The 23,641-nt window shown below is 66.4% G+C and carries 14 protein-coding genes, 2 tRNA genes and 1 pseudogene; 8 read left to right on the forward strand and 9 right to left on the reverse strand.

The genetic code is table 11. The features are described 5' to 3' along the window. Positions 1-45: 45 nt before the first annotated feature. Together OJB03_RS05700 and OJB03_RS05705 are read right to left on the reverse strand one after the other, a co-directional pair. On the reverse strand, positions 46-3,303 hold the full coding sequence (locus OJB03_RS05700) for a UvrD-helicase domain-containing protein (protein ID WP_263785876.1): 3,258 nt from the start codon (positions 3,301-3,303) through the stop codon (positions 46-48). Positions 3,304-3,366: 63 nt separating this feature from the next. Continuing rightward, positions 3,367-6,207, reverse strand: coding sequence for an alpha/beta hydrolase family protein (locus OJB03_RS05705; RefSeq protein ID WP_263785878.1), 2,841 nt, complete (start codon positions 6,205-6,207; stop codon positions 3,367-3,369). 349 nt (positions 6,208-6,556) lie between these two features. Here OJB03_RS05705 and OJB03_RS05710 point away from each other — a divergent pair, with 349 nt between their 5' ends. Next, positions 6,557-9,388: a TonB-dependent receptor gene (locus tag OJB03_RS05710; protein ID WP_263785880.1), complete on the forward strand. Its 2,832-nt coding sequence runs from the start codon at positions 6,557-6,559 to the stop codon at positions 9,386-9,388. Between the two features lie 30 nt (positions 9,389-9,418). On the opposite strand, the gene OJB03_RS05715 is transcribed toward OJB03_RS05710, so the two are convergent. From OJB03_RS05715 to OJB03_RS05725, 3 genes are all read right to left on the reverse strand, one after another. Continuing rightward, positions 9,419-10,756 carry an APC family permease gene (locus tag OJB03_RS05715; RefSeq protein WP_263785882.1) on the reverse strand — a complete coding sequence of 446 codons (1,338 nt, stop codon included), beginning with the start codon at positions 10,754-10,756 and terminating at the stop codon, positions 9,419-9,421. A 137-nt stretch (positions 10,757-10,893) separates the two neighbouring features. Further along, positions 10,894-10,979: transfer RNA gene (locus OJB03_RS05720), tRNA-Leu, on the reverse strand. Between the two features lie 91 nt (positions 10,980-11,070). Then, a tRNA-Lys gene (locus tag OJB03_RS05725) sits at positions 11,071-11,144 on the reverse strand. A 375-nt stretch (positions 11,145-11,519) separates the two neighbouring features. On the opposite strand from OJB03_RS05725, the pseudogene OJB03_RS05730 reads away from it, so the two are divergent. The 4 genes and pseudogenes from OJB03_RS05730 to OJB03_RS05745 all read left to right on the forward strand — a co-directional run bounded on the left by OJB03_RS05730 (position 11,520) and on the right by OJB03_RS05745 (position 15,957). After that, positions 11,520-12,328: pseudogene (locus tag OJB03_RS05730) on the forward strand (SMP-30/gluconolactonase/LRE family protein). 64 nt (positions 12,329-12,392) lie between these two features. Then, positions 12,393-12,998 (forward strand): short chain dehydrogenase, encoded by a 606-nt coding sequence (locus tag OJB03_RS05735; protein WP_263785886.1) that lies wholly within the window; start codon positions 12,393-12,395, stop codon positions 12,996-12,998. A 262-nt stretch (positions 12,999-13,260) separates the two neighbouring features. Beyond that, entirely contained in the window at positions 13,261-14,652 is a 1,392-nt protein-coding gene (locus OJB03_RS05740) for an alpha-amylase family glycosyl hydrolase (protein ID WP_263785888.1), read from the forward strand. Positions 14,653-14,733: 81 nt separating this feature from the next. Then, the gene (locus tag OJB03_RS05745; protein ID WP_263785890.1) at positions 14,734-15,957 is read left to right on the forward strand and encodes an MFS transporter; all 1,224 of its coding nucleotides are present in this window, start codon (positions 14,734-14,736) and stop codon (positions 15,955-15,957) included. Positions 15,958-16,026: 69 nt separating this feature from the next. Here the strand turns inward: OJB03_RS05745 and OJB03_RS05750 are convergent, their stop codons facing one another. Beyond that, the gene (locus OJB03_RS05750; RefSeq protein ID WP_272507217.1) at positions 16,027-17,037 is read right to left on the reverse strand and encodes an alcohol dehydrogenase; all 1,011 of its coding nucleotides are present in this window, start codon (positions 17,035-17,037) and stop codon (positions 16,027-16,029) included. A 243-nt stretch (positions 17,038-17,280) separates the two neighbouring features. Here OJB03_RS05750 and OJB03_RS05755 point away from each other — a divergent pair, with 243 nt between their 5' ends. The 3 genes from OJB03_RS05755 to OJB03_RS05765 all read left to right on the forward strand — a co-directional run bounded on the left by OJB03_RS05755 (position 17,281) and on the right by OJB03_RS05765 (position 20,949). Further along, positions 17,281-18,915, forward strand: coding sequence for a DUF2207 domain-containing protein (locus tag OJB03_RS05755; protein WP_263785894.1), 1,635 nt, complete (start codon positions 17,281-17,283; stop codon positions 18,913-18,915). Positions 18,916-19,109: 194 nt separating this feature from the next. After that, on the forward strand, positions 19,110-19,733 hold the full coding sequence (locus OJB03_RS05760) for a TetR/AcrR family transcriptional regulator (RefSeq protein WP_263785896.1): 624 nt from the start codon (positions 19,110-19,112) through the stop codon (positions 19,731-19,733). A 76-nt stretch (positions 19,734-19,809) separates the two neighbouring features. Continuing rightward, positions 19,810-20,949 carry a major royal jelly family protein gene (locus tag OJB03_RS05765; RefSeq protein WP_263785898.1) on the forward strand — a complete coding sequence of 380 codons (1,140 nt, stop codon included), beginning with the start codon at positions 19,810-19,812 and terminating at the stop codon, positions 20,947-20,949. Positions 20,950-21,026: 77 nt separating this feature from the next. Here the strand turns inward: OJB03_RS05765 and OJB03_RS05770 are convergent, their stop codons facing one another. From OJB03_RS05770 to ribD, 3 genes are all read right to left on the reverse strand, one after another. Next, positions 21,027-21,245 (reverse strand): DUF2007 domain-containing protein, encoded by a 219-nt coding sequence (locus tag OJB03_RS05770; protein ID WP_263785900.1) that lies wholly within the window; start codon positions 21,243-21,245, stop codon positions 21,027-21,029. Between the two features lie 42 nt (positions 21,246-21,287). Further along, positions 21,288-21,941: a riboflavin synthase gene (locus tag OJB03_RS05775; RefSeq protein WP_263785902.1), complete on the reverse strand. Its 654-nt coding sequence runs from the start codon at positions 21,939-21,941 to the stop codon at positions 21,288-21,290. Between the two features lie 61 nt (positions 21,942-22,002). Then, a complete protein-coding gene (gene ribD / locus OJB03_RS05780; protein WP_263785905.1) occupies positions 22,003-23,142 on the reverse strand; it encodes a bifunctional diaminohydroxyphosphoribosylaminopyrimidine deaminase/5-amino-6-(5-phosphoribosylamino)uracil reductase RibD in 1,140 nt (379 codons plus the stop codon). Positions 23,143-23,641 lie beyond the last annotated feature (499 nt).

Below are 23,641 nucleotides of genomic sequence, written 5' to 3' on the forward strand. Positions count from 1 at the left end.
TCGTTTCCCGGTTGAGTAATCGTAACGAACGCCGGAGACCCGGCGTCAGTCCGAGTCGGCGTCTGCGGCCCGCAGAAGTGCGTCCGGGGCGGCGTCGAGGAAGGAGGTGGGCCGCCGGTCGTAGCCGCGCTCCCGCTTCGGATAGGTGAGCACGAGGTGGCGCTCGGCCCGCGTCATGCCCACGTACAGAAGGCGGCGACTCTCGCGGCGCTCCTCCGGGTCGCGTGCAAAGTATGGCGGGAAAGCGTTGTCGTGCACGTCCATGCAGACGACGCGCTCGAACTCGAGCCCCTTGGCGCTGTGGTAGGTAGAGAGGGTAATCACATCCTCGCCCTGCGGGGTCGTGTCTTCGCCCCAGAGGGCGAGGTGTGTGAGAAGGTCCGCCAGCGCCTCGCTCCGGAGCGGCCGATCGGCGTAGGGGGCGAAGAGGGCCGCTAGGCGGCGGGCAAGGCCGGGTTGGAGGCCGGCAGAGACCGTGAGCAGTGCCTCCTCGTCGATCAGCGTGTAGAGGGCGTGCTGGCGCAGGCGATCCGGCAGGGCGCGGGGCAAGAGCGAGCGCAGGTCGTCGCCGGCGGGGGAGGCGTCGCGCAGGGCCCACGTGTGCCCCACCTGCAGAAAGACCTGGGCGTCGTTCGATAAGGCCTCGGGGGCGGGGGATTCGTAGGTGAGGGCGGCCACGAGGAGTGGCAGGAGCGGCTCGTGGGCCAGAAGGCGGTGCTGTCGCGCGCGCTCCTCCTGCATCCGCTCCAGAATGCACTGCTGATCCTCGCAGTCGGCCAGGGCGCGATGAGCGGTGTCCGCGTCGTCGTTCAGGAGGGTCTCGCGGAGGTGCGCGGCGTCGTAGCGACGGAGGTCGGGAAACAACTCGTGCGCCGCGGGCAGCAGGTCGTACGTCGCGGCCCAGTGGGCATCGGCCGCGTGGGTGTTGGCGAGGCGGCGCAGGACGCGGAAGTCGTAGCGCTGGCCGTTGTGGGCGACAAGGGGAACCCCGTCCACAAAGTCACAGAAGTCGGCCCAGACCGCCGCCTCGGGCCGGGCCTCGCCGAAGTCAGACGCCGGGTCCAGCCCGCAGACCGTGCGGAGCGTCTCGTGCTCGTCGGGCGTCAGGTCCTCGGGCAACTGCACGAGTTCGGAGAAGCGGTCCACTACAGCCCCGTCTCGGACCTTGAGGGCCCCGATCTCGGCGACGCGGCAGTGGCGCGGGTCGGTGCTGGTGGCCTCGAGGTCGACCATCACGTACTCCGGAAAGAGCGGCTCGGGGGCGGACGGGCCGCTGGTCATCTGCAGGAGCTTGACCAGCCGGACGGAGGGACTGTGGAAGGCGGATTCGGGGTCCACGACGTGCACGTCGTCCGGGTCGACGCCGAGCAGCATCTTCTGGTCGGACGGCAGGGAGCCGTCGGGGGAGAGTAATAGAATCTGGGGCGTATCGGTCGATCCCGAAAAGGCCCCGGTCCGCTCGGCCCAGCGGAGGAGCGCCTCCAGGTCGTTCGTGAGGACCACGTCGTCGGCCCCGAGCGGCGGAACGCCCTCGTCGGCGGGGCGGGCAAACAAGGCCTCCTGCATCTCGGGCAGCGGCGCAGGGGGATCCGTTTCGAGGTCGAGGGCCCGCCGCACCAGCTGGCGCCAGAGCCGCGTGATCTGGGGCGTGCGGTGGTGCAGGAGGAGGCGGGGCGGGTCTATTGCGCGCGCGTCGCGGGCCTGCGCCCGACGCCACCGCCCGAGGACCGTGCCGGCCTGACGGACGGAGGGGAGGGAGGCCGGATCGGTCAAGGTGTTGGTGTCGCCGCGGAGCAGTTGGAGCGGATCCCCGAGCTGCCGAAGGGCGGTGCGGGTGAAGGCCCCAATGGTGAGGTCGTCCTCCTGCGTGTTCTGTAAGAGATTGGTGACCGTGGCGTAGGCCTGGTCGAGGCGGTCTGTGGCCGAGTCGAGGCCGGCACTCCGGCGGGCCTGCTCGTTGGAGACGACGGTCTGGAAGACGGCCCAGAGGCCCGAGTCCGGCATGCTCCGCTCGCCGAAGTCGCGCAGCCGCGCCATCGTGTCGTCCGGTAGCAAATGGGACAGCAGCTCCGCCATGGGGGCGTCGAGCGGCCGCCCGCGACGGCGAGCATCGACGACACGGAGCAGGGCGTGCAGCTTCTGTGCCGGGGGGGTGTCCAAGAGCGCCTCGCTCTGGCTCGTCTCACAGGCAAGGCCGGCCCGGAGGCACGCCCGTTCCAGGGCCGCGAGGCGGCGGTTCCAGCGGGTAAGAACGGCGAGGTCGCTCCGGGCGGCCCCGTCGTCGATCCAGTCCTGCAGTTGCCGGAGCACGTGGGTCCGCTCGGCCTCGGGATCGTCGCACGCGACAAGCTGCACCGGCTGTGTGCCGGCGTCCGACGTGCGAATGTCGCCGCGCTGTTTGAGCCGCCCCTTCCCGTCCAGTACCGCCTCGGCCACCGCGTAGATGGAGCGATTTGAGCGGTAGTTGGTGGTGAGGACGTGTCGCGTGCCCCGGTCTGCACTGCAGTCGAAGCGGTCGATGTAGCGGCGGAGGTTTTCGGGCCGGGCCCCGCGGAAGCGGTAGACGGACTGGTCGTCGTCGGCCACGCAGTAGAGGTGGGCGCCCGCCTCGCCGAGGCGACGGATGATGTCGAACTGCACCGGGTCGGTGTCCTGAAACTCATCGACGAGCACCGCCCGCGTCTCGTCCACGAGGTCGGCCCGCACGTCCGGATGGTTGCGCAGCAGGTCGCGCGTCTTTACGAGCAGGTCGTCGAAGTCGAGCGCGCCCCGGTCCGCGAGCATCTTGCCGTAGGCCCGCAGGCCCTCGGTGAGCCGCCCCGATACCGTGTCGATCCCGAGCTTAATGCGGCTGACGTGGGTCTTGACCTGGCGGTAGCTGTGGAGGTCGTTCGCCTCGCACCAGCGCTCGTGTGCCTCGTACCAGCGCTGCCAGAAGGCGTCCGTCACCGTGTCGTCGACCACGATAAAGTCGTCGGGCACGTCCGCCGGGGCCGGATAGGCGCGGAGGGTTCTGTAGCAGAAGTGGTGAATGGTGCCCGCCCGGACGTGCTGCGCCTCGGGGCCCACGAGGGTAGCGAGGCGGCTCGTGAGCTGCTGGGCGGCGCGCCGCGTGAACGTGACAAGGACGAGGTGGGACGGCGTCACGGCCTCGCGCTCGATGAGGTAGGCGGCCCGGCACACGAGGACGCGCGTCTTGCCGGTCCCTGGGCCCGCCACCACGAGCTGCGGGTCCATCGACGCCGTCACGGCGGCCCGCTGGTCGGGGTTGAGGTCAGGCCAGTCGGTGGGCGAGGCGGGCACGGAGGCGACGGGGAACGAGGGAGGGAGTGTCTACGGGGGGAGTAGGCGGCTGCGACGCCCCGACTACTCTGACGTGCCCGTTACGGGCTCTAGGCCGAGCGAGCGCCCCTGGTCGACGGCCGGAACGCCCTCCTTCAGCCATACCGGCGCAGGGGCCCCCTTCAGGTAGTGATCGAAGAACTGCTGCATGCGGGTCGTCCAGTCGCGCATTTCCGCGAGATCGGTGGGCCAGTGCACCTCACCGGTGTAGTTGAGAAGCCACGCCGGTTTGTTGAGGCGCCGGAGCGCGACGAACAGCTCGATGCCCTGCTCCCAGGGCACGGCCGAGTCCTCGTCGTTGTGCATCATCATCAGCGGGGTGTCGATGCGGTCGGCCTGGAAGATGGGCGAGTTGTTGATGTAGCGCATCGGCATGTCCCACAGGCTGCCGCCGATGCGGCTCTGGGTCTCCTCGTACTGGAACATCCGGCTCATGCCCGTGCCCCACCGAATGCCGCCGTACGCGCTGATCATGTTGGAGACGGGTGCCCCGGCCTCGGCCGCCGCGAACAGGTCCGTCTTCGTCACCATGTGGGCGATCTGGTAGCCGCCCCAGCTGTGTCCCTGCACGCCGATGCGGTCGTCGTCCACGTAGTCCCGATTGGCGAGCATCGTGACGCCCGGCATCACGGACTGCATCGCGCTCTCGCCCGGGTAGCCCTCCTCGTAGTGAATGTCGGGGACAAACACGAGGTACTCGCGGCTGGCGTAGAAGGTGAAGTTGATGATCGACCGGTGCGCCTCCGGCGCGTAGTGCTCGTGCAGGTCGTCGCTGTACTGCTCGTAGAAGTACGTCATCATCGGGTACTCCTTGTCTGGATCGAAGTCCTCCGGCTTGTAGAGGAGGCCCTCCAGCTGCTCGCCGTTGGCCGAGGTCCACTCCATGAGCTCGACGGTGGCCCAGCGGTATTCGTCCTGCTGCGGGTTGACGTCGCTGAGCTTTTGTGGATCGCTGAACGAGCGGTCTGTCACCCGCAGGTCGGGGAATTCCCGGACGCTCTCGCGGGTGTAGAGCAGCCGGTCGGCGTCGTCGGCCGTCTCGGGCGAGGAGAACGACCGGTCCATCATGCGGAGCTCCGTCGGGCGCTCCCCACTGCCGATTCGGTCGTGGTAGAAGCCGTTGGCCTTCGTCTCGACATTGAAGGCCGAGAGAAGCAGCGTGTCCGACACCACGGTGGGTGGGCTGACGGGGTTCGGCCAGTCGCCCCACGCGGCGGGAGTGCGGTCGTCGTCGAGCGAGACGTGACGGAGACGCAGGTTGTTGTCACGGCCCACCTCGTCGGTCACGGCCTGTGCGTCGCCGGGCCGATCGGGGTCAACGGCCCACACGTCGTGGCGGTCGTAGAGAAGCACTTGCGCGTCGTCCTCGGTCCAGCCCGCGAGGCCGTACGGCCCCGCCGGATAGGGCACGTCGTGTCGGTGGTCGTGGACGGCGTGCGGGATCGACGCAGAGAGTGTCATCCGTTCCCCCGTGCCCGTATTGAGGCCCTTCCAGTCGCGCGCCTCGCGGTCCCACCAGGTCAGGTAGGCACCCGTTGGGGAGAGTTGGGGGACAGCCTGCAGGTCCCGAAGGACGCGCTCCCGCTCCCCGTTCCGCAGGTCGATGAGGTAGGCGTCGTACGCCGGGGGCCAGTCCCACGAGAGTGCCCGCCGGTACGGCCGGTTGGTGACCCCGAGCGCCACGTCGGCGGTGCCCTCGTCCGCGACGGTGACGGCGGGCACCGCCTCGGTGGCGAGCTGCAGGGTCCGCTCCTCCTTCAAGAAGTGAACGGCCCGGTACGCCTGCTCCGTCTTGCCCTCGGCCCGTTCCTTCTGCATCGGCTTCAGGTATGGATCCTGCCAGTGCCAGACATCGACCTCGACCTGCTCTTTGTCCAGCAGGCTGTCCGTCTCGACAGGAGCGGGCGGTGGGGGGGCGGTGCCAAAGAACACGCGGGATCCGTCCGCCGAAAACGAAAGGTCGGCCTGCTCGCTGATGAGCCACTCGTTCGGGAGGGCTGCCGCGCCCGGCTGCACGACGGGCGTGGGGGCCGCGTCACCCGTCGTCCAGTGGTACAGGGTGTTGTCGTGGTGGGGGACGTCGGTGCTGTCGGGGCCGTTCAGGAACGCGACCTGCGTGCCCGCACCGTCTACTGCCATTTGGGGATATGTCTGCGTGCCGGAATGGAGCGTCGTCGCCTGGGGGGCCTCTTCGTCGAGCCGAAGGGCGTGGAGGCTGCCGCCAGTCGTATCGGCGGCCGTGTAGGTGAGCAGGGGGCCTTCCTCGGCGACGGCGTAATCGGTCACGTGCTCGTAGCGCCACGTCTCGCCGCTGTCCAGGCGCCGGAGCGTGAGCGGCGCGCCGTCCGGCTCGTCGCCGTTTTTCTCGTCCGCATCGCTGCTGTCGGGACGCGGCGGCTCGTGGTGGTAGACAATCCAGGTGCGTCCCTCGTTGGGCAACTTATAGGACTGCACACGGTCGACGCGGGTCGTGTCGCCGGAGGCCAGGTCGAGCAGGCCGAGGTCGGTCGTCGGGCGCCTTGGCGGGGGCACGTCGTCGAGCTGGGCTTGTCGAGTGGAGTCGTGCGGCGGCGCGATCATGAAGGGCACGAATTGCGCGTCCGCCGTGAACCGGGCCCGCTCGCCGCGGGGAATCGTGTGGGTGCGCCGGGGCTCCACGCGCTTCACCTGCAGGGTGTCGTCGCCCTTTGGCGGGCTCGTCCGGTATAGCACCCATTTGCCGTCGTCTGAAATCGACTGGGCCTCAATTTCTTCCCACCGGTCGTAGTCGTCGTGGGTGAGCGGCCGGTTCTGGGCATGGGCCGTAGGGCTTGCGGGTAGCCCCAGAGCGATGACAAGGAGCGCGGCGGTAAGGAAGCGACGCATGCAGAGGCGATAGGAATCTGTAGCATGAGGAAGCAGGCCCAAGATATGTGACGCGGGTCCCAACAAAAAGTGAGGAGGACGTGCGGGAGAAAGGGGAGAAACGGCCCGCACGGTGAGGGGCGACCGAGACCCGATCCGCATCGGTCTTCAAGATGGAGGGGGCACGAACCGGTGGCACGGCACGGAGCACGTGGCGCCGAGCCCCGTCGCCAAGTACGAGGGAAGCGCTTCCGCCGTGAAGTTTTCTTCGAGGCGGGCACTCTCTACAAGATTCCCACATCATCTCTCGGGTACGCTGCTTACTTAAGCTGCGTCTCGAATTCCAATTATCGACAGTCCACTTCCCTCCATGCGCTCTTTCGCATCGCTGGTTCTCGCCTCTCCTCTACAAAAACTCCTCGTCGGATTGGCCGCCGTGTGTGGGGCCTGCGTGATGCTGGGGCCCACCCCTAGTGCAGCGCAGTCCACGGCCACTGTTCAAGGCCAGGTGATCGACGCTGAGACGGGCAATCCGCTTGTTGGGGCCAATGTGCAGGTCTTGGGCACGCAACGCGGCACCAGTGCCGACACCGACGGGCAGTACAGCGTCCGAGTTGCGCCGGGAGACCTCCGCCTGCGGGCCAGCTTCGTCGGCTACTCGGCGGGAACCGAGCAGTTGCGTGTGGAGGCAGGTGAGACGTACACGCTCAACTTTGAGCTGGCGCCCGGGTCGACGCTCGACGACGTGGTGGTCGTCGGCAGCCGGGGCGAGAGCCGGTCGGCCCTCCAGTCGGCCGTCCCGGTCGATGCGCTCCCGGTGGATGAACTGACGGCCCAGTCGCCGCAGACGAATCTCAACCGGCTGCTTACCTACTCGGCGCCCTCCTTTCAGGCCAATCGACAGTCGGCGGCCGACGCCACCGAGTTTATTGACCCGGCCTCGTTGCGTGGCCTTCCGCCCGATCAGGTGCTCGTGCTCGTCAATGGCAAGCGACGCCACAAAAGCTCGCTCATCAACACCCTGCAGACCGCGGGCAACGGTGCGGCGGGCACTGACCTGAACGCTATCCCCACGGCTGCCGTCGAGCAGATTGAGGTGCTCCGCAACGGGGCTGCCGCCCAGTACGGCTCTGACGCGATCGCCGGCGTCCTTAACGTGCAGCTGAAAGAGGACACCGACCGGCTGACGGCAAACGTAACGAGTGGAATTCACCAGGAGGGCGACGGAGAACTCTTGAAGGTAGAGGCCAACTACGGCTTTGGCCTGGGCGAGGACGGCTTCGTGAACGTCACAGGCACGTACCGAAACCGAGCCCGAACCAACCGGTCTGACGGGAATCAACTCGTGCTCTTTGACCAGTCGCGCTACCTGAGCGGCGGCTACGAGGCCGGCGTTTTTGCCTACCCGCTCACCGGGAACCCCGAGCAGGCGCGCCAGAACGACCAGGCTATCCTGGATCAGCTCGGAATGGAGCGCAAGGACTTCAACTTCCGGGTGGGCCAGTCGGCCATTGAGCAGGGAGCCGTCTTCCTGAACTCGGAGGTCGGGCTCAACGACGACGCCACGTTCTATGCGTTCGGCGGCCTCTCTTACAAGAACGGGGTGGGGGCGCCCTTTCGTCGTCTGCCCTACGAAACGGCCAATATGCCGTACCGCCCCGATGCGGCTAACCCCGCATTTGAGTTTGGCTTCCAGCCGGAAATGAACTCCGACGTGATCGACCAGTCGCTCACCTTAGGCGTGAAGGGCACGATTGCGGGATGGACCTGGGACCTGGCCAACAGCTTTGGCCGCAACAGCCTGGACTACCAGATGGACAATACGGCCAACGCGTCGTTGCTTCAGGCCACCCCCAGCAGCATCTACGCGGGCAAGCACGCCTTTAGCCAGAACACGTCCACGCTCGACGTGTCGCGCTTCTTCGACGACGCGCTGGCAGGCGTCAACGTGGCCTTTGGTGGGGCCTACCGCGTCGACCACTACCAAATCTTTGCGGGGGAGGAGGCGTCCTACCGCAACTACGGTCGGACACAGATGATCGACAACAGTGGCCCGGAGCCGCAGTTGGTGACGCGTGACACGCTCGGGAAGGCAGGGGGCGCGCAGGGTTTCGTTGGGTTTCGGCCCGAGAATGAGGTCGACCGCACCCGTAGCAATGTCGCCGCCTACCTAGACACAGAGGTGAACCTGACGGACGAGCTTCTCGTGACGGCCGCCGGGCGCTTCGAAGAGTACAGCGACTTCGGCAACACCCTTACCGGCAAGCTGGCGGCCCGCTGGAGCCTGTTTGAGGAGCAGCTTAACCTGCGCGGCTCGGTAAGCAACGGTTTCCGTGCGCCCTCGCTCCACCAGCTCTACTTCAACCAAGTGCGCACCGACTTCAACGACGCGGGGCGCCTCGTAAACGTCGGCACCTTTAGCAACGACAGTGAGGTGGCGCGCGTCCTCGGCGTGCCGCGGCTTGATGAAGAGCGCTCCCGCAGCGCGAGTGTCGGGTTCACGGCCAGCCCTACCGAGAACTTCGATCTCACGGTGGATGGCTACCGCATCCGTGTGGACGACCGGATCGTACTGACGGGAGAGTTTTCCAGTGGCGTAGAGGGCCTGCTGGACGAGGCGGGAGCGTCGAGTGCACAGTTTTTCGCCAACGCGGTGGACACCGAGACGATCGGCCTTGACGTGGTGGCGACCTACCGGCTGCAAACGGCCTACGGCACGGTCGACCTCTCGGCAGCGGGGAACTACAACCGCACGGAGGCCGACGACGAGCTCAACATCCCGTCGACACTCCGCAACACCTTTGACGGCACGGCGGAAGAGCTCCGCAACACCTTCTTCAGCCCCAAAGAACGGGCACTCTTGGAAACGAGCAGCCCGCGGACGAAGCTGAATCTGTCGGCGGACTACAGCGTCGGGCCGGTGTCGCTCTTCCTGCGGACTGTGCGCTTCGGCGAAGTGACGCGCAACGAGTTCCCGTTCGGGAGCGAGCAGGTGCACAGCCCGCAGTGGGTGACGGACGCGACGGTGTCCTACCAGATGATGGACGCCGCGACGGTCAGCGTCGGTGCCAACAACCTGTTCGATAACTACCCCGACGAGCAAGTCCCCGAAAACTCGTACTACGGAGTCTTTGACTACGCGCCGGTGCAACAAGGTTTCAATGGGGCCTTCTACTTCGCTCGCCTCAACGTCCAGCTGTAACGGTTCCCTGTTGAGACGTGGGGCGGAACGCTACGGGCGAGGTTCGGAGGCTGGGGCCTCGTCCGGGGCGCCCCACTGACTGGCGAAATAGAGGGCCGCTCCTACGGCCACGATGCTGAGTCCGATCAGCGACTCGGTGGGGCGGTCGAGAAACACGTACACGAGGATCCAGGCGTTCGCCGCCAGGAAGAGGAGCGGCGTCACCGGGTAGCCCCACGTCTTGTACGGGCGATCAATCTCGGGCCGGCGCCAGCGGAGGACGAACACCCCGGCAACCGTCACCATCGTCGACAGGATGAGCGTAAAGCCGGCGTACACGAGCACCTGGTCGAAGGTGGACGTGTAGATGAAGAGGAGGGCGAGGCCCAGCTGGAACAGAATGGAATTGACGGGAATCCCCCGGTCGTTGGTGACCGCGAGCCAGCGGAGCGCGGGGGCGTCCTCGCCCATGGCCTGGGTGACGCGCGGCCCCAGGTAGACGAGGGCGCTCACGGTGGAGACCAGAAGCAGGGCGATAAACAGCGACATCACCTCCCCCCCTGCAGTCCCGAAGATGACGGAGCCGGCGAGAAAGCCCACCTCCACCTCCCCGGCCATCTCCTGCGCGGGCACCGTGTAGAGGAAGACAAAATTGAGCAGCACGTACAGAACGGTTACCAGCGCGGTGCCCAGCACCAGCGAGAGCGGCAGGTTGCGCTGGGGATCCCGGATTTCCCCGACGATGTAGATGGCAGCGTTCCACCCGGCGTAGGCGTACGACACGAACACCAGCGACACGGCGAAGCCGGAGCTCACGAGTTCGTTCAGGCCGTTTCCGTCGGGGGCAACCGTGATGCTGTGCGTGGGGTCGGCCTGGACGGCGGCGCCCACGAAGACGAGGATGAGCAGCACTTTCAGGGCCGTAAACACATTCTGGAACCAGCTGCCCCATGTAATGCTGGTGGCGTGGATGGCCGAGCAGAGGAGCACGATGCCCGCCGCCAGGTGGGTGGACGACAGGCTCGGGAAGACGGCGGTGGTGTAGTCCCCGAAGGCAATGGCGGCGAGCGCGGTGGGCCCCGCAAACCCGAGGGTGGACGATATCCATCCCGCGATGAAACCGAGCGAGGGATGGTACAACTCCGAGATGAGATGGTACTCGCCCCCGGAGCGGGGGAGGGCGGCGCCCAATTCTCCGTAGGTGAGTGCACCACAGAGCGAGATGATGCCGCCTACCGCCCAGAGCATGAGGAGCGCAAAGGGGGAGTCCAGGTACTCCACCTGAAACCCAACGCTGGTGAAAATGCCGGTGCCTACCATGTTGGCCACCACGAGCGAGGCGGCGGTCAGTAGGCCCACTTTGACGGGCGAACGGTCGGGAGTGGTCATTCGCAAGGGTAGGGTGGGGGAACGAGACGCGGGGCCGCGAGCCGTGGACTGTAAGTACGCGTCACGGACGTTGGAGCCCGGGAAAACTCCCTTCCAAACGAAAACCCCCTGGCTGCGGACTGCAACCAGGGGGGCAGTGCCCGAGAGAGGACTCGAACCTCCACGGCCTATAACGGCCACATGGCCCTCAACCATGCGCGTCTACCAATTCCGCCACTCGGGCAGGCCGACTTCAAATTGCAAATCTGGAATAGCGAGCGTGAGGTGCTTGTTTCAGCATTTCTTCTCCACCGCTCGACGCTTGCTGTATGCGGTGACCCCGGCAGGATTTGAACCTGCGACTCACGGATTAAAAGTCCGTTGCTCTGCCAAGCTGAGCTACGAGGTCAAAATGTCAAAGATACACCCCTGTATATGCTGGTCCGTCCCATCTGTTCGTCGTTCAGGGCGTGAAGCGTTCGTGAGGCCTGGCCGGAGGGGCCTCCGGGTCGGCCCTCCGATCGTCGAGGGCGTCGCGTCTTAGTCCAGCTCGCAGGATGGCTTCTCATTTTCCATCCGCTTTTGTGTGATGGTCGGACCGCCACACGCATGCGTCTAGGCACACTTTCCATGTCGCTGTGATGCATTCTCGTCTCCGCACTCACCCCCCAGAATCTCATCCGGTCCGTCGTGCGAAACGAACGGGGGACTGATCCTCGTGCTCGTTTTTGGTCTTCTGGGCGGCATGGGCGCCGGGGCATCGACGCAGGCCTAGCCCTCCCCCGTGCCCGATGGCGCGGCGGCCGAAGAGATTGTCAGCGGCCTTGCGTTCACCGAGGGGCCGCTCTGGTACGAGGGTCGGCTGGTCTTCACCGACATCCCGGCCAACACGGTTTATGAGTGGACCCCGGACGAGGGGCGCAGTGTCCTTCTGAAGCCGTCCGGACACGCCAATGGGCTCGCGGTAGACGCGGAGGGGCGACTGCTGCTGGCCCAGCACGACGGGCACGTGGGGCGCCGCACGGCGGACGGGACGGTGGCGTCGCTGGTACAGGCGTATCAGGGTCGGCGGCTCAACAGCCCGAACGATCTGACCGTGGCCGACGACGGGTCGCTCTACTTCACCGACCCGCCCTACGGCGTGGACGAGGAGGACCGCGAACTCGACTTTTCGGGCGTCTACCATTTGGCGCTGGACGGTGGTCTGACGCTCCTGACGGATCGCTTTTCGCGCCCCAACGGCATCGTTCTCTCGCCCGACGAGTCGACCCTGTACGTCAATGACTCTGAGGACACAGTCATCTGGGCCTACGATGTGGCCGGGGACGGGGGGATCGAAAACGGCCGGCGGTTCGCGGCGCTCGAGGCCGAGGCTAGCGGATCTACGGACGGCATGACGGTGGACGCGGACGGCAACCTGTACAACCGGGCGGTGTGTGGGTGCACGCCCCCAGTGGCGAGTTGCTCGGCCGCATCGACGTGCCGGTGCCTTCCACCAACCTTGCCTTCGGCGGGCCGGAGCACCAGACGCTTTACGTGACGGCCCGGGCCACTGTGTACCGTCTCCCCGTCTTGATGCCCGGGGCGGAGTAAGGCGAAAATGCGGTGGGCCCAACGTTTCACGTCCCTCCTTCCCACGAAATCTCTTCGATGCACCATGGATGTTCTTGTTGTCGGCGGGACCGGAATGATCGGCAGCGCCGTCGTTGACACGCTCTTGCCCCGACATGACGTGACGGTGGTGGGACACACGAGCGGCGAGCTGCAGGTGGATCTGGCCGATCCCGAGTCGATTGATCGGCTCTACGACGCTGTGGGCCCGCAGGACGCCGTCCTGTCGTGTGCGGGCGAGGCGGTCTTCGGCGAGCTCACCGAGCTGACGAACGACGACTTCTCCCTCAGCCTGTCGAACAAGCTCATGGGGCAGGTAAACCTCGTCCGGCACGGGCTCGATGCAGTTCGGGATGGGGGCGTGTTCACGCTCACGAGCGGCGTACTCAGCCAGGAGCCGATGCCAGGCAGTGCGGCCATCAGCCTCGTCAACGCCGGCGTCGAGGGTTTTGTGCGGGCGGCCGCCCTGGAGGTGCCGCGCGACATTCGGGTCAACGTGGTGAGTCCGCCCTGGGTGTCGGAGACGCTGGACGAGATGGGCGAAGATCCCAGCGACGGCCTGCCGGCGGCGACCGTGGCGGAGGCGTACCGGACGAGTCTGGAGGGGGACATGACGGGCGAGACCCTCGATGCCCGTGACAGGGCGTGGTGACCTCCCAAGCACCGGTGGGGCAGACGTACGGGCGGCGGGGGCTGCCCGTTATGCATTCTCACCATCGTCTGTGCTGGCGGCTGGGGGGCGCGTGTGGCAGGAGTCCCTCTGTCGGGTGTCCCCGGCACACCAGGCGACGGCTGGAGGGGGCGGCATGACTTGGGGACGTTCGGCCTATTTCCTATACTGTATCTCCGTCGCCGCGCGGTGTCCCCGTGGAGCGACGGGCACAGTCGTTTCTTGTCCAGCCGTCGCCCTCGCCATGCTCCGTCGTCTCGTTCTGCTTGTGCTCGCGTCCGCACTCACGATCGGTTTCTTCGGGTGTGGGGGCCCGTCCGACGAGTCCGCGCCCAGCTCCATTGACGGGGTGGGCGAGCCGGCCTGGGTGCAGGACGCCACCGTCTACGAGGTGTTTGTCCCCGACGCCTCCACGGAGGGCACCTTCCAGGGGCTTACCGAACGGCTCGACGAGATTCAAGAGATGGGCGTCAATACGCTCTGGCTCATGCCCATTCATCCGATTGGTAAAGAGCGGCGCAAGAGCGACATCGGGGCGCTCGGGTCCCCGTACTCGATTCGCGACTACTACGACGTGAATCCGGACTACGGGACGAAAGCAGACTTCCGGGCGCTCGTAGATTCGGCACACGCCCGAGACATGCACATCATCATCGACCTCGTAGCCAACCACACCGCCTGGGACCATCCGTGGGTGGAAGAACACCCGGACATGTACAGCGACGGGCCCATTGACGGTTTTACGGTGCCGGTCCTGAACGGCGACACCACAGACTGGACGGACGTGGTGGAACTCAACTTTGAAAATCCGCGGACGCGACAGGAGATGATCGATGTCATGCAGTACTGGGTCCGCGAGTTCGGTGTTGACGGCTACCGGGCCGACGTGGCCCACGCGGTGCCGCTCGACTTCTGGGAGAACGCGATTGACTCGGTGGAGGCCCACAAGGAGGTGCTGATGCTGGCCGAGGCGGCGGAGCCGGAGATGCATGAGGTAGGCTTCGACCAGACGTACGCCTGGCCGTTCTACGGCGCGCTGAAGCGGGTGTGGGAGGAGGGCGCCCCCGTCCGCACCCTTGCCACGCAGGTCGACACGACACGCGCCAGCCTGCCAGGGGCGGCCCGGCGGCTGCGCTTCACCACGAACCACGACGAGACGATGTGGGATGCTCCCCCGCCCGCCCTCTTTGACGGACTGGAAGGCTCGAAGGCCGCGTTCGTGCTGACGGCGAGCATGCCCGGGGCGCCGCTGGTCTACAACGGCCAGGAACTGGGCGTGACTGATTCGGTCTCGTTCTTTGCCCGCACGCCGTACGACTGGTCGCAGTCCCCCGACGTCCGACGCTTTTACCAAGAGTACCTTGCGCTGTACGGCGACAGCCCGGCCCTACGAACCGGGACGCTGACGATGCACACCCCAGACGCCGAGGACGTGCTGGTGTACGAGCGGGCCACAGACGCGGACAGCCTGCTCTTTGCGGTGAACGTCCGCGACGCTTCACACGAAGTGTCTCTGCCGGACGGCTACGCCGACGCCTCCCTCACCGATGCCCTGACGGGGGCGTCCGTCGAAGGCGCGACGATGACCCTAGGGGCCTACGACTACCGCGTTCTCCGGCGGGCGACTGCGGAATGACCGAAAAACGAGGACCTCAACAACGCAGGGCGCCTGTGCTCGGACTCGCGAAGTCTTGCTCACGTCTCATTCGTATCGTTTATGGCACCCGACGATGACGCCGAGGGCTCCTCTCGTTTCCCGAGTGCGTCGTCGGACTCTTCGCCCCTCGCCGACCTCGACATCTGGCTGCTCTTTGCCGTCACGCTAGTCGGTGTCGGCAACGTGTCCGGGGTGTCTCCTGCCTTCCCCCAGGTGGTCGAAGTGCTCGACATTTCTCGCGTCCAGGTGGGCTGGGTCGTGACGGCCTATTCGCTTCCGGGCCTTCTGAGTGCGCCCCTTGCGGGCATCGGCGCTGATCGCCTGGGGCGAAAGCGGGTGCTGGTGCCCACGCTGTTTGTGTTCGGAATTGCCGGCGGGGCATGCGCCCTGGCCCGTTCGTTTCCCGTGCTTCTCGGCCTGCGGGCCGTGCAGGGGTTCGCCGCGGCCCCGTTGGTCGGGCTTGCCATTACCATCATCGGCGACCGGTACGAAGGCGCGACGCGGGCCGCGGTGGTCGGCTACAACGCCACGGCCCTCAACGTGGGGACGGCGGCCTTTCCGGCCGTGGGGGGAATGCTGGCGGCCATTGCGTGGTACGTGCCGTTCGCCCTTCCGCTTCTCGCCCTTCCCGTGGGAACGGCGGTGGCGTGGAAGCTGGAGGCCCCGGCGGTCGACGGGCGGTCGAGTGCGGAGGGCTTTCGGGGCTACCTGCGGACGGTGGGGGAGCGCCTGCGGGATCGCCGCGTCTTCGGCCTGCTTGCCGTGAACCTCGGCATCTTCGTCCTCATCTTCGGCGCCTTCCTCACCTACGTGCCGGAGCTTGTTGAGACCCGCTTCGGCGCCTCGTCCGTCGTGTCGGGGGTCGTGCTGGCCGCGGCGTCGGTGTCGAGTGCTCTGGTGGCGACCCAGATCGGGCGTCTGGCAACCTGGATCGCGCCCCGACGCCTCATCCAGGGATCGATCGTAATCGATGGGGTGGCGCTCGTCCTGATGCCCCTCGTGCCGGGCGTGTGGGGGGTCGGGATGGCCTCGCTGTTTTACGGCGTGGCGCAGGGCCTGAACCAGCCGGCCCTGCAGACGCGCCTCACCGAGCTGTCGTCGGAGGCGTCCCGCGGCGTGATTCTGTCCCTCAATGGCACAATCCTGCGCCTCGGGCAGGCCGGGGGACCGCTTCTGATGGGCCTCGCGCTCGCCCTTGGTGGCATCGAGGCGGTCTTCTACGCGGCCGGGGGCGTGGCCTTCGTGGTGGGAATCGCGGCGCTGTGGCTCCTAGGCGCGGAGTGAGGAGAGCTGGCTGAGAGGTATTCCCTCTCGTATCGGTTGCGGTGGCGGCATCCCCTCTCCGTGCCGTCCCTAGTGGTCCATCGTGAGGACCGCGCGGAAGCGGGCCTCATTGTTGATCATGCGGTCGTAGGCAGCGCCGGCCTCCCCCAGGGAGAAGGTCTCGATCTCGGGCAGCGCCCCGGCCTGCGCGCTGAACGCGAGTGTCTGCTCCGAGTCCTGTGCGTCGCCGCTGGGCCAGCCGGAGATCGACTTGCGGCCCTGAATGAGCGCCATCGGCGCTACCTCCACCGCTTCTCCCGTCGCGGCCACGATCACGAGGTCCCCGTCGCGGCCGAGCCCGCCGACAACCGACGTGATGGCGTCCACGTTCGGCGCGGTGGCCAGGATGAGATCGGCCCCGCCCCGACCCTGGAGTGCCTCGGCCGGATCGGTGCTCGACACGTCCACAAAGTGGGAGGCCCCGAGGTCGTGGGCCAGCTCCTCCTTGTCGGCACTCGTGGAGAGGGCGACCACCTCTAGCCCCATCGCCGCGGCGTACTGCACGCCTAGGTGGCCCAGTCCACCGATGCCCTGTACGGCGACAAGATCGCCCGGCTGGAGGTCGTGGTTGCGGAGTGCGTTGAAGGTGGTGATGCCGGCGCAGAGCAGGGGCGCGGCGTCCTCGGCGGCCAGGTCCCCTGGCATCTTCGCCACGGCCTCGGCGGGAGCAGTCATGTACTCGGCGTAGCCGCCGTCGTAATGGATGCCGGTGACGAGGCCATTTTCGCAGTTGACGAAGTCGCCCTCACGGCAGGCGTCACAGGTGAAGCAGTGGCCGCCGTGCCAGCCGACCCCCACGCGGTCGCCCTCCGACCACTGGGTGACGTCCGCCCCCACGGCGTCGACCACCCCGGCGACCTCGTGGCCGGGCACGCGAGGGTACTCAAGGCCGGGAAACGTGCCTTCCTTCACGAACGCGTCGCTGTGACAGATGCCACACGCCTCCACCCGAATACGCACCTCGTGGTCGTCAGGATCGGGCACAGGGAGGTCAACGATTTCGAAATCGGCGCCCGCACTGGGAACCCGGGCGGCTTGCATGGTCGACATGAGAGCAGAAGGGGTTGGTACGTAGGCGATGCGGAAGGATATCTCAGACGAGATACTGCCCTAGGAGACACCCAAAAGTCCAACTGACGGTACCGATCGAACCTCGCTGCGTTTCCAAATGAGAAATGCACAGCGCGAAGCCTCATCGGATTGTCAAGGGGGGCGCAGTGCTGTAACGTCTGGGAAGAGAGGTTCGTAGAGAGATAAGAGTTCGCTCACAGATCCATGGCCCTCATGTCCGACTCCGTTCTTCGCATTTTGGTTTTCGCATTGCTTCTTGCCGCCGGTCCCGCCGCGGCTCAAGAACAGCAGTACGCATTGTCGAAGACGGACATCACTGTCCATGTGCGGCCCGATGGCGGCTACGAGGTTGAGGAGTCGATCACGTACGACTTTCAAAAGGGATCTTTTTCGCGGGCGTACCGATCGGTGGTGCGGGAAGATGCGGGTGCCCTGCGGGCCGTGGAGGTGACCAGTCCGGAGACGTCCGTCGACTCGATCCGGGTGAGGGAGACAGAGGGTGTGCGTCAGGTCTGGTGGTCGTTCCCGGACCGCTCTGCGCCGGCCCGGTTCGATGTTCAGTACGTCCTGGAGAAGGCGCTCTACGAACGCGGTGACCGCAACGTAGTCCAGCTTGACGTGATGGCCGACGGGGCCGTCGTGCCCACCCGAAACGTAGAGGTAGAGGTGATTCTGCCGACGGCCTTCGACCTGCAGCGAGACGACGTCACGTTCAGCCCGGACGCAGGAACGGTGCGACGAGAGGCCGGCCGGATTGTGGCGTCGGTCCACCGAGACCTTGTAGGGGAAGGAGAAGACTTATCGGTCGAGATGTCGTTTCCCGAGCAGGTGGCCGGCGAGTATCTGCCGACGGCCACAGATCTGCTCTTCGGGCTGTTTCTCGTGGTCGTGGGCGGTGCCGCAGGAGGCGTAGCTTCGTGGCGCTGGCGCGGCCCGCGTCCGGAGGCAACGGCCCGCCGCCCGCCCGCTGACCTCGACCGGCCGACGGCCGTGGCGCTACTCGGGAATCGGGACGGACAGGCATTCCTCGCAACGCTGTTCGATCTTGCTCGGCGCGGTCACGTCACCCTCCGCCACGACCAGGAGGATAAGCTCGTCGGGGCCACTGACGTGGTCCGTCTGGAGACGCACCCCACCCCGGACGACCTCTCGGACTTCGAGCGTCGCTTCGTGGACGAGCTCGGGGAATACGAGACCCTCGACGACTTCTGGTCGGACACCAGATCATTCCGCCGCGACGTCCTGCGTGACGTTCGGGACGCGCTGTTCGAGCGTGGATGGATGGAGAATCATACCACGCGTTCCGGGCTGCTTTTGGGTGGGGCCCTCGTGGCGCTTCTCGGCGGGTTCGCCGCCGTCATTACGGGTGGCAGCGCCCTCCGCCTCTACCTCCTCTCCGCAGGAATGGGCGTAGGACTAGGGGGGGTCATCGCTGCGGTGCGCCGTTACACCTGGACCGAAGACGGCGCGCGCCGGGCCGCGGCCCTCCGCGGATACCTCGACTACGAGAAGTCCAACATTGAGCGGCTTCGGGATACAAGCCCGGCGCAAGCCGCCGAACGGCTCGTGGACGTGCTCCCGTGGCTACTCCTTCACGACGAGGTATCGAGGGCCTGGATTGAGAAGACAAAAGAGGCGCTCGATGCGGCGGATGAGGTGCCGGAACTCCCGGATGGGTTCGTCAGCCTCGTGGGTCCGGAGGAGACGGCGAGCGCTCCTGCCACGGCCTTCTTGCCGGTCGTGACGGTGATGGGGGCGGTCGAGTCGTCGTCGGCCGGGGCGGCTGGGGCCGCCGGGGCCGGGGGAGCAGCGGGGGGCGGTGGGGCCGGTGCCGCGGGCGCTGCGTGACGAGGCACGGGGGACTTCCGGGCGCGTCGTCCCCAATCGGGTCCTGTCGTCCCTTTCCGACGCCCTCTTTCCCACAGTCTTTCCGGAACGCGTATACTTACATGTATGTAAGCACTGCGCGTTACGATAAAACAAGCGATGCCTCGCGGTGTCCCCGTGCAGTGCTTCTCCACACGAGTAATGATGCCTCATCAATGAGTGAAACACGACACCAAATTTTGAAGGAGGCTGAGAAACAGCTAATCGAGGGAGGGTACTCGAGGCTCAATTTCGGCGACATCGCCGAGACGCTCAACGTGACACGCCAGACGGTCTACCACCACTTTGGAGATAAACACGATCTGGCAGAGGCTGCACTCAACCACTACCGGCGTGAGGACATGCGCTTTCTACATGAGCACGCCCGGCGGCACGCCAAAAATTTCCCGGCGCTATTCCGCACGGTCCTGCGAGGACTCCGGAGTGACCTCTCCGACCACAACTTCCGCGGGTTCTGTGCCTGCGTCGAGGTTGGCACGCAAGCCGAGGTGTCCCCAAGCGACCTCCGCGAGGACGCGGATGCTCACCAGCGGGAGACGCTGAGTCTGTACGCCGAACTGATTCGCAATTCCCAGGAGGCCGGAACCATTCGCTCCGATTTGGAGGCCGAGCGTCTGGCCCGTGAGGCGCTGGCCCTTCAGATGGGAATTGGGCAAATGATGCGCATCATTGAGACCGAACGCCCGGTAGATTCTTCCGCCCGCGGCCTGGCCGAGCAATGGTTGGCCCGGATTGAAGGCCCTGACGCTTCGTCCGAATCCTCGGAAACCGATGCGTAGCGCCTCTCTCGCCGTCCCCCCCTGATCCAGAACGCACCGCCCCTACTCGTCTCTCCCCCAAAGATCGACGCCGCCGATGACTTCTCGTCCCTCCCGACTCGTCTCGTACTTCAGCGTGCTTCTTGTACTCGCCGTCCTGATGGGCTGCGTGGATGAGGGCGCGCAGGACGCATCGCCATCTTCATCGGCCCCCGAGCAGCCGGAGCTGCAGACTGTTGCGGCCAGTGACGGGGTACAGCTCACGGGTCTCACCGTCACGGAGGACGAACGGACCTTCGTGAGTTTTCCGCGCTGGCGCGACATTCCCTACTCGGTGGCGGAGGTCACGAGCGACGGCCGGTTCGTGCCATACCCCGGCGACGCGTGGAACGGCTGGACGGCCGGAGCAGGAGACACGACGTTCGTGGCCGTCCAAAGCGTGGTGGCGGCCGATGGGGCCCTGTGGGTGCTCGATCCAGCCTCGCCCCAAATGGCGGGGGTCGTAGACAGCGGCGCCAAACTGGTCAAGATTGACCTGGAGACCGACCGGGTCGAGCGCATCTACCGGCTGGATTCCGACGTGGCGCCGGAGGGAAGCTACATGAACGACGTTCGCATTGACAGCGAACACCAGTACGCCTACGTGACCGACTCCGGCCTCGGCGCGCTGGTGGCGATTGACCTGGACACCGGGGCGCATCACCGGGTCCTCGACGAGCACGCGTCGACGAAGGCCGAGGACCTAGTGCTGGAGATCGGGGGCGAGCCGCTTCGGTTCACCGACGGCAGCGCACCGGCGATTCACGCCGACGGCATTGCCCTGGACGCGGAGGCCGACTCGCTCTACTACCACGCCCTGACGGGCTACCACCTATACCGGATGCCCACGGAGGTGCTACGCGACCCGAGCCTGGAGCCGAGCGACCATCGTGCAGCCGTGACGGACCTTGGGGCCACTCCGGCGCCGGACGGCATGCTGTTCGGCCCGGACGAACGCCTGTACATGGCGGACCTCGAACACAACGCGGTGGTGTATCGCCGGCCGGGCGGGGCGGTCGACACGCTTATTCGGGACCCGGACATTCGGTGGGCGGATACCTTCAGCTTTGGGCCCGACGGGGCGCTGTACTTCACGGATTCCCGCCTTCAGGAGACGGAGTGGTTCGCAGAGGGCGCGGACGTGAGCGAGATGCAGTTTCCGATTTACCGAGTTGCGGCCTCCCGGCAGGCTGAGTGAAGAATGACGGGTCGTGAAGGAGGCTACGGGTCTACTGTGGCCGGGGCGCCGCGAGAGCGGAATGGTGCGCTGCGGGGTCAATCTCGTCCCAGCACAGCCCGGGCCGCGTCCGCCTTATCGGCGGGCACCTTTACCTGAACGCCCCCCTCGGTAGCGTCGAACATGGTGGAGAGGCCGGACTGATCCGCGTTCGCGAGCATGCAGGGAATGTCGGCGTCCTCCAACCTGGTTTTGGCGAGATGGGCGCCGCCCTGCATGTCGTAGCGGGCGACGGTGACGAGGGACGTGTCCGACACGGCACACAGAAGGAGGTGTAGGAGGAGGGAAATGCGTGGAGGCTAGTCTTCCATCCACGTCTTTGCCAGTGCCTCCGGGTCGGGCGTCTCACCGCTCGCGGTAAAGCTACGGGCCACGTACTTTCCGATCAGATCGAACTCTAGGTTGACCGCCGCCCCTTCCGTCCACGTCTCCGCCACGTTCGTGACCTCGTGGGTGTGCGGAATGATCGCGACGGTCAGCGTGTCCTCGTCGAGGCGGGCCACCGTGAGGCTGATGCCGTCTACGGAGACGGAGCCGACCGGGATCAAGTACGCGGCGTACTGCGGGTCAAACTGAATCGTGTAGAGCCAGTCGGTCTCCTCCCGCTCCACGTTCGTGATGGTGCCGGTGGCGTCGACGTGGCCCTGCACGAAGTGGCCGTCGAGCCGATCGCCGGCCTGCAGGGCCCGCTCCAGATTGACCGGGGCGCCCGCCTCCAAGTCGCTGAAGGTCGTCTTGCGCAGGGTCTCCTCAATGCTGTCGACGGCGAAGGTGGAGGCGTCCGGGTCAACGTCGACGACGGTCTGGCACGCGCCGTCGATCGACACGCTCTGATCCACGTGCAGCTCGGGGGCGATGTCGGTTTCGATCGTAAGCCGCTTGCCCGCGCGGTCGCTGCCGAGGGACTCGACTGCCGCGAGGGTGCCCACGTCTTCGATAATGCCGGTAAACATTTCGTTGAGAGGGGTTGGGAAAAATAACCTCTGAGCCAGAGGATGTGAGCAAGTGAGGGACCTACACGGCCCGCCGGTAGCCGCGCAGAAGCATGTCCCTCCCCACGGTTTGCCACTCCTGCTCGGCGAACGTGAGGGCCTCGTCCATCTCCGTGATGCCAAGGTCGCGGAGCACGGGCCGTCCGTCGCCCAGAACCTTCGGGGCCACGAAGCAGAAGAAGCGGTCCACGAGGTCCTGTTGGAAGAGGGCGGTGGCGAGGCCGGGCCCGGCTTCCACGAGGAGCGACTGGAGGGGCTCCGCGTCGCGACCGGCGTCGGTGCCAAGGCGCTGGAGGAGGGCGTGGAGGTTGAGGTGGCCGCCGTCCGTCTCGGGAGTGTGCAAGAGCGTCCCCCCACGGTCGGTCAGTGCGTCGGCGTAATCGGGGCGGGGGCGGTCGTCGCCCATGACGGCGACCGTGTCGCTGGCGTGGGCGTCGGTGAAGAGGGTCCGGTCGGGAGAGAGCGTGCCCGTTCGGTCGAGGACGATCCGGAGCGGCTGGGGCCCGTCCACGTGACGCACCGTGAGGCGGGGGTCGTCGCTCGCAGCGGTGCCGCGGCCCACGAAAACCCCGTCCAGTTCAGCCCTCCACTCGTGCACGAGAGTGCGCGCATCCTCGCTCGTGATCCACTGGCTGTCGCCCGTGCGGGTGGCAATGCGCCCGTCCAGCGTCTGGGCCGTCTTGAGCGTGACGAGCGGCCGTCCGGTCTCGACGTGGTGAAAGAAGGCCTCGTTGAGGCGACGGCAGGCGTGCTCGTGGACCCCTACCTCTACCTCCACCCCCTGCCCCCGCAACTGCCGAATGCCACGGCCCTGGGCCTGCGGAAACGGGTCCACCGTTCCCACCACGACGCGCGGGACTCCCTTTTCAACGACTAGGTCAGTGCAGGGCGGCGTCTTCCCGTGGTGGCGACAGGGCTCGAGGTTGACGTAGAGGGTGGCGTTCCGAAGAGCGGCGGGGCTGTGTTGCTGCTCGGCCGCCTGCAGGGCGCGGGCCTCGGCGTGGGGCCCGCCGTAGGTCCGGTGTGCGCCTTCGCCCAGTACGGTCCCGTCCGGGGCCACCAGGACGGCGCCGACCATGGGGTTTGGGCTCACCGCGCCCGCTCCCTTGCGGGCCAGGTCCAGGCATCGTTCCATCCAGGGCACGTGTCCAGTGTCGTCCACAGGCGGAACGCTTCCTTGGTGTAAATCGGGGGCGGCGAGTCCGTCGGTTGCCATTTGTCGAAATAGAACTTGGATTCAGAACGGGCCTCCTGCTGAGGAAGGACGAATCGGCGGAGCTCCTCATCAGGGGCCCCAAACCGCCGCCACGAGCCGATCCACATCGTGAAGGGGGAAAGAAGCCCGAGCCGTGTCTGTTGCAGGTCGATCCTGGGACACAGACAGCACGGGGACTTCCGAGTACCCACTACAGGACCCCGGCGGCACGGCGCGGTGCCCTACCTGCCACGGCGGTGGTCCGTTCCGCTACGACCAGGGCATCGGCCGACACGCCTTTCCCCCCACGACCGACCGGCAACATCGAACAGCGGCGCTACGCCGCTAGGATTCCCACCGGGCGGGACGGTTTTTCAGAAATACGGACACCTCGTAGAAATATTTGAGGATGTTGATAAGGTCGGCCCAGAGGAGAACGATGGTTATCTTGTTGGCATCGCTTGGT

The sequence above is a fragment of the Salinibacter grassmerensis genome, assembly GCF_947077765.1.
GTDB lineage: Bacteria > Bacteroidota > Rhodothermia > Rhodothermales > Salinibacteraceae > Salinibacter > Salinibacter grassmerensis.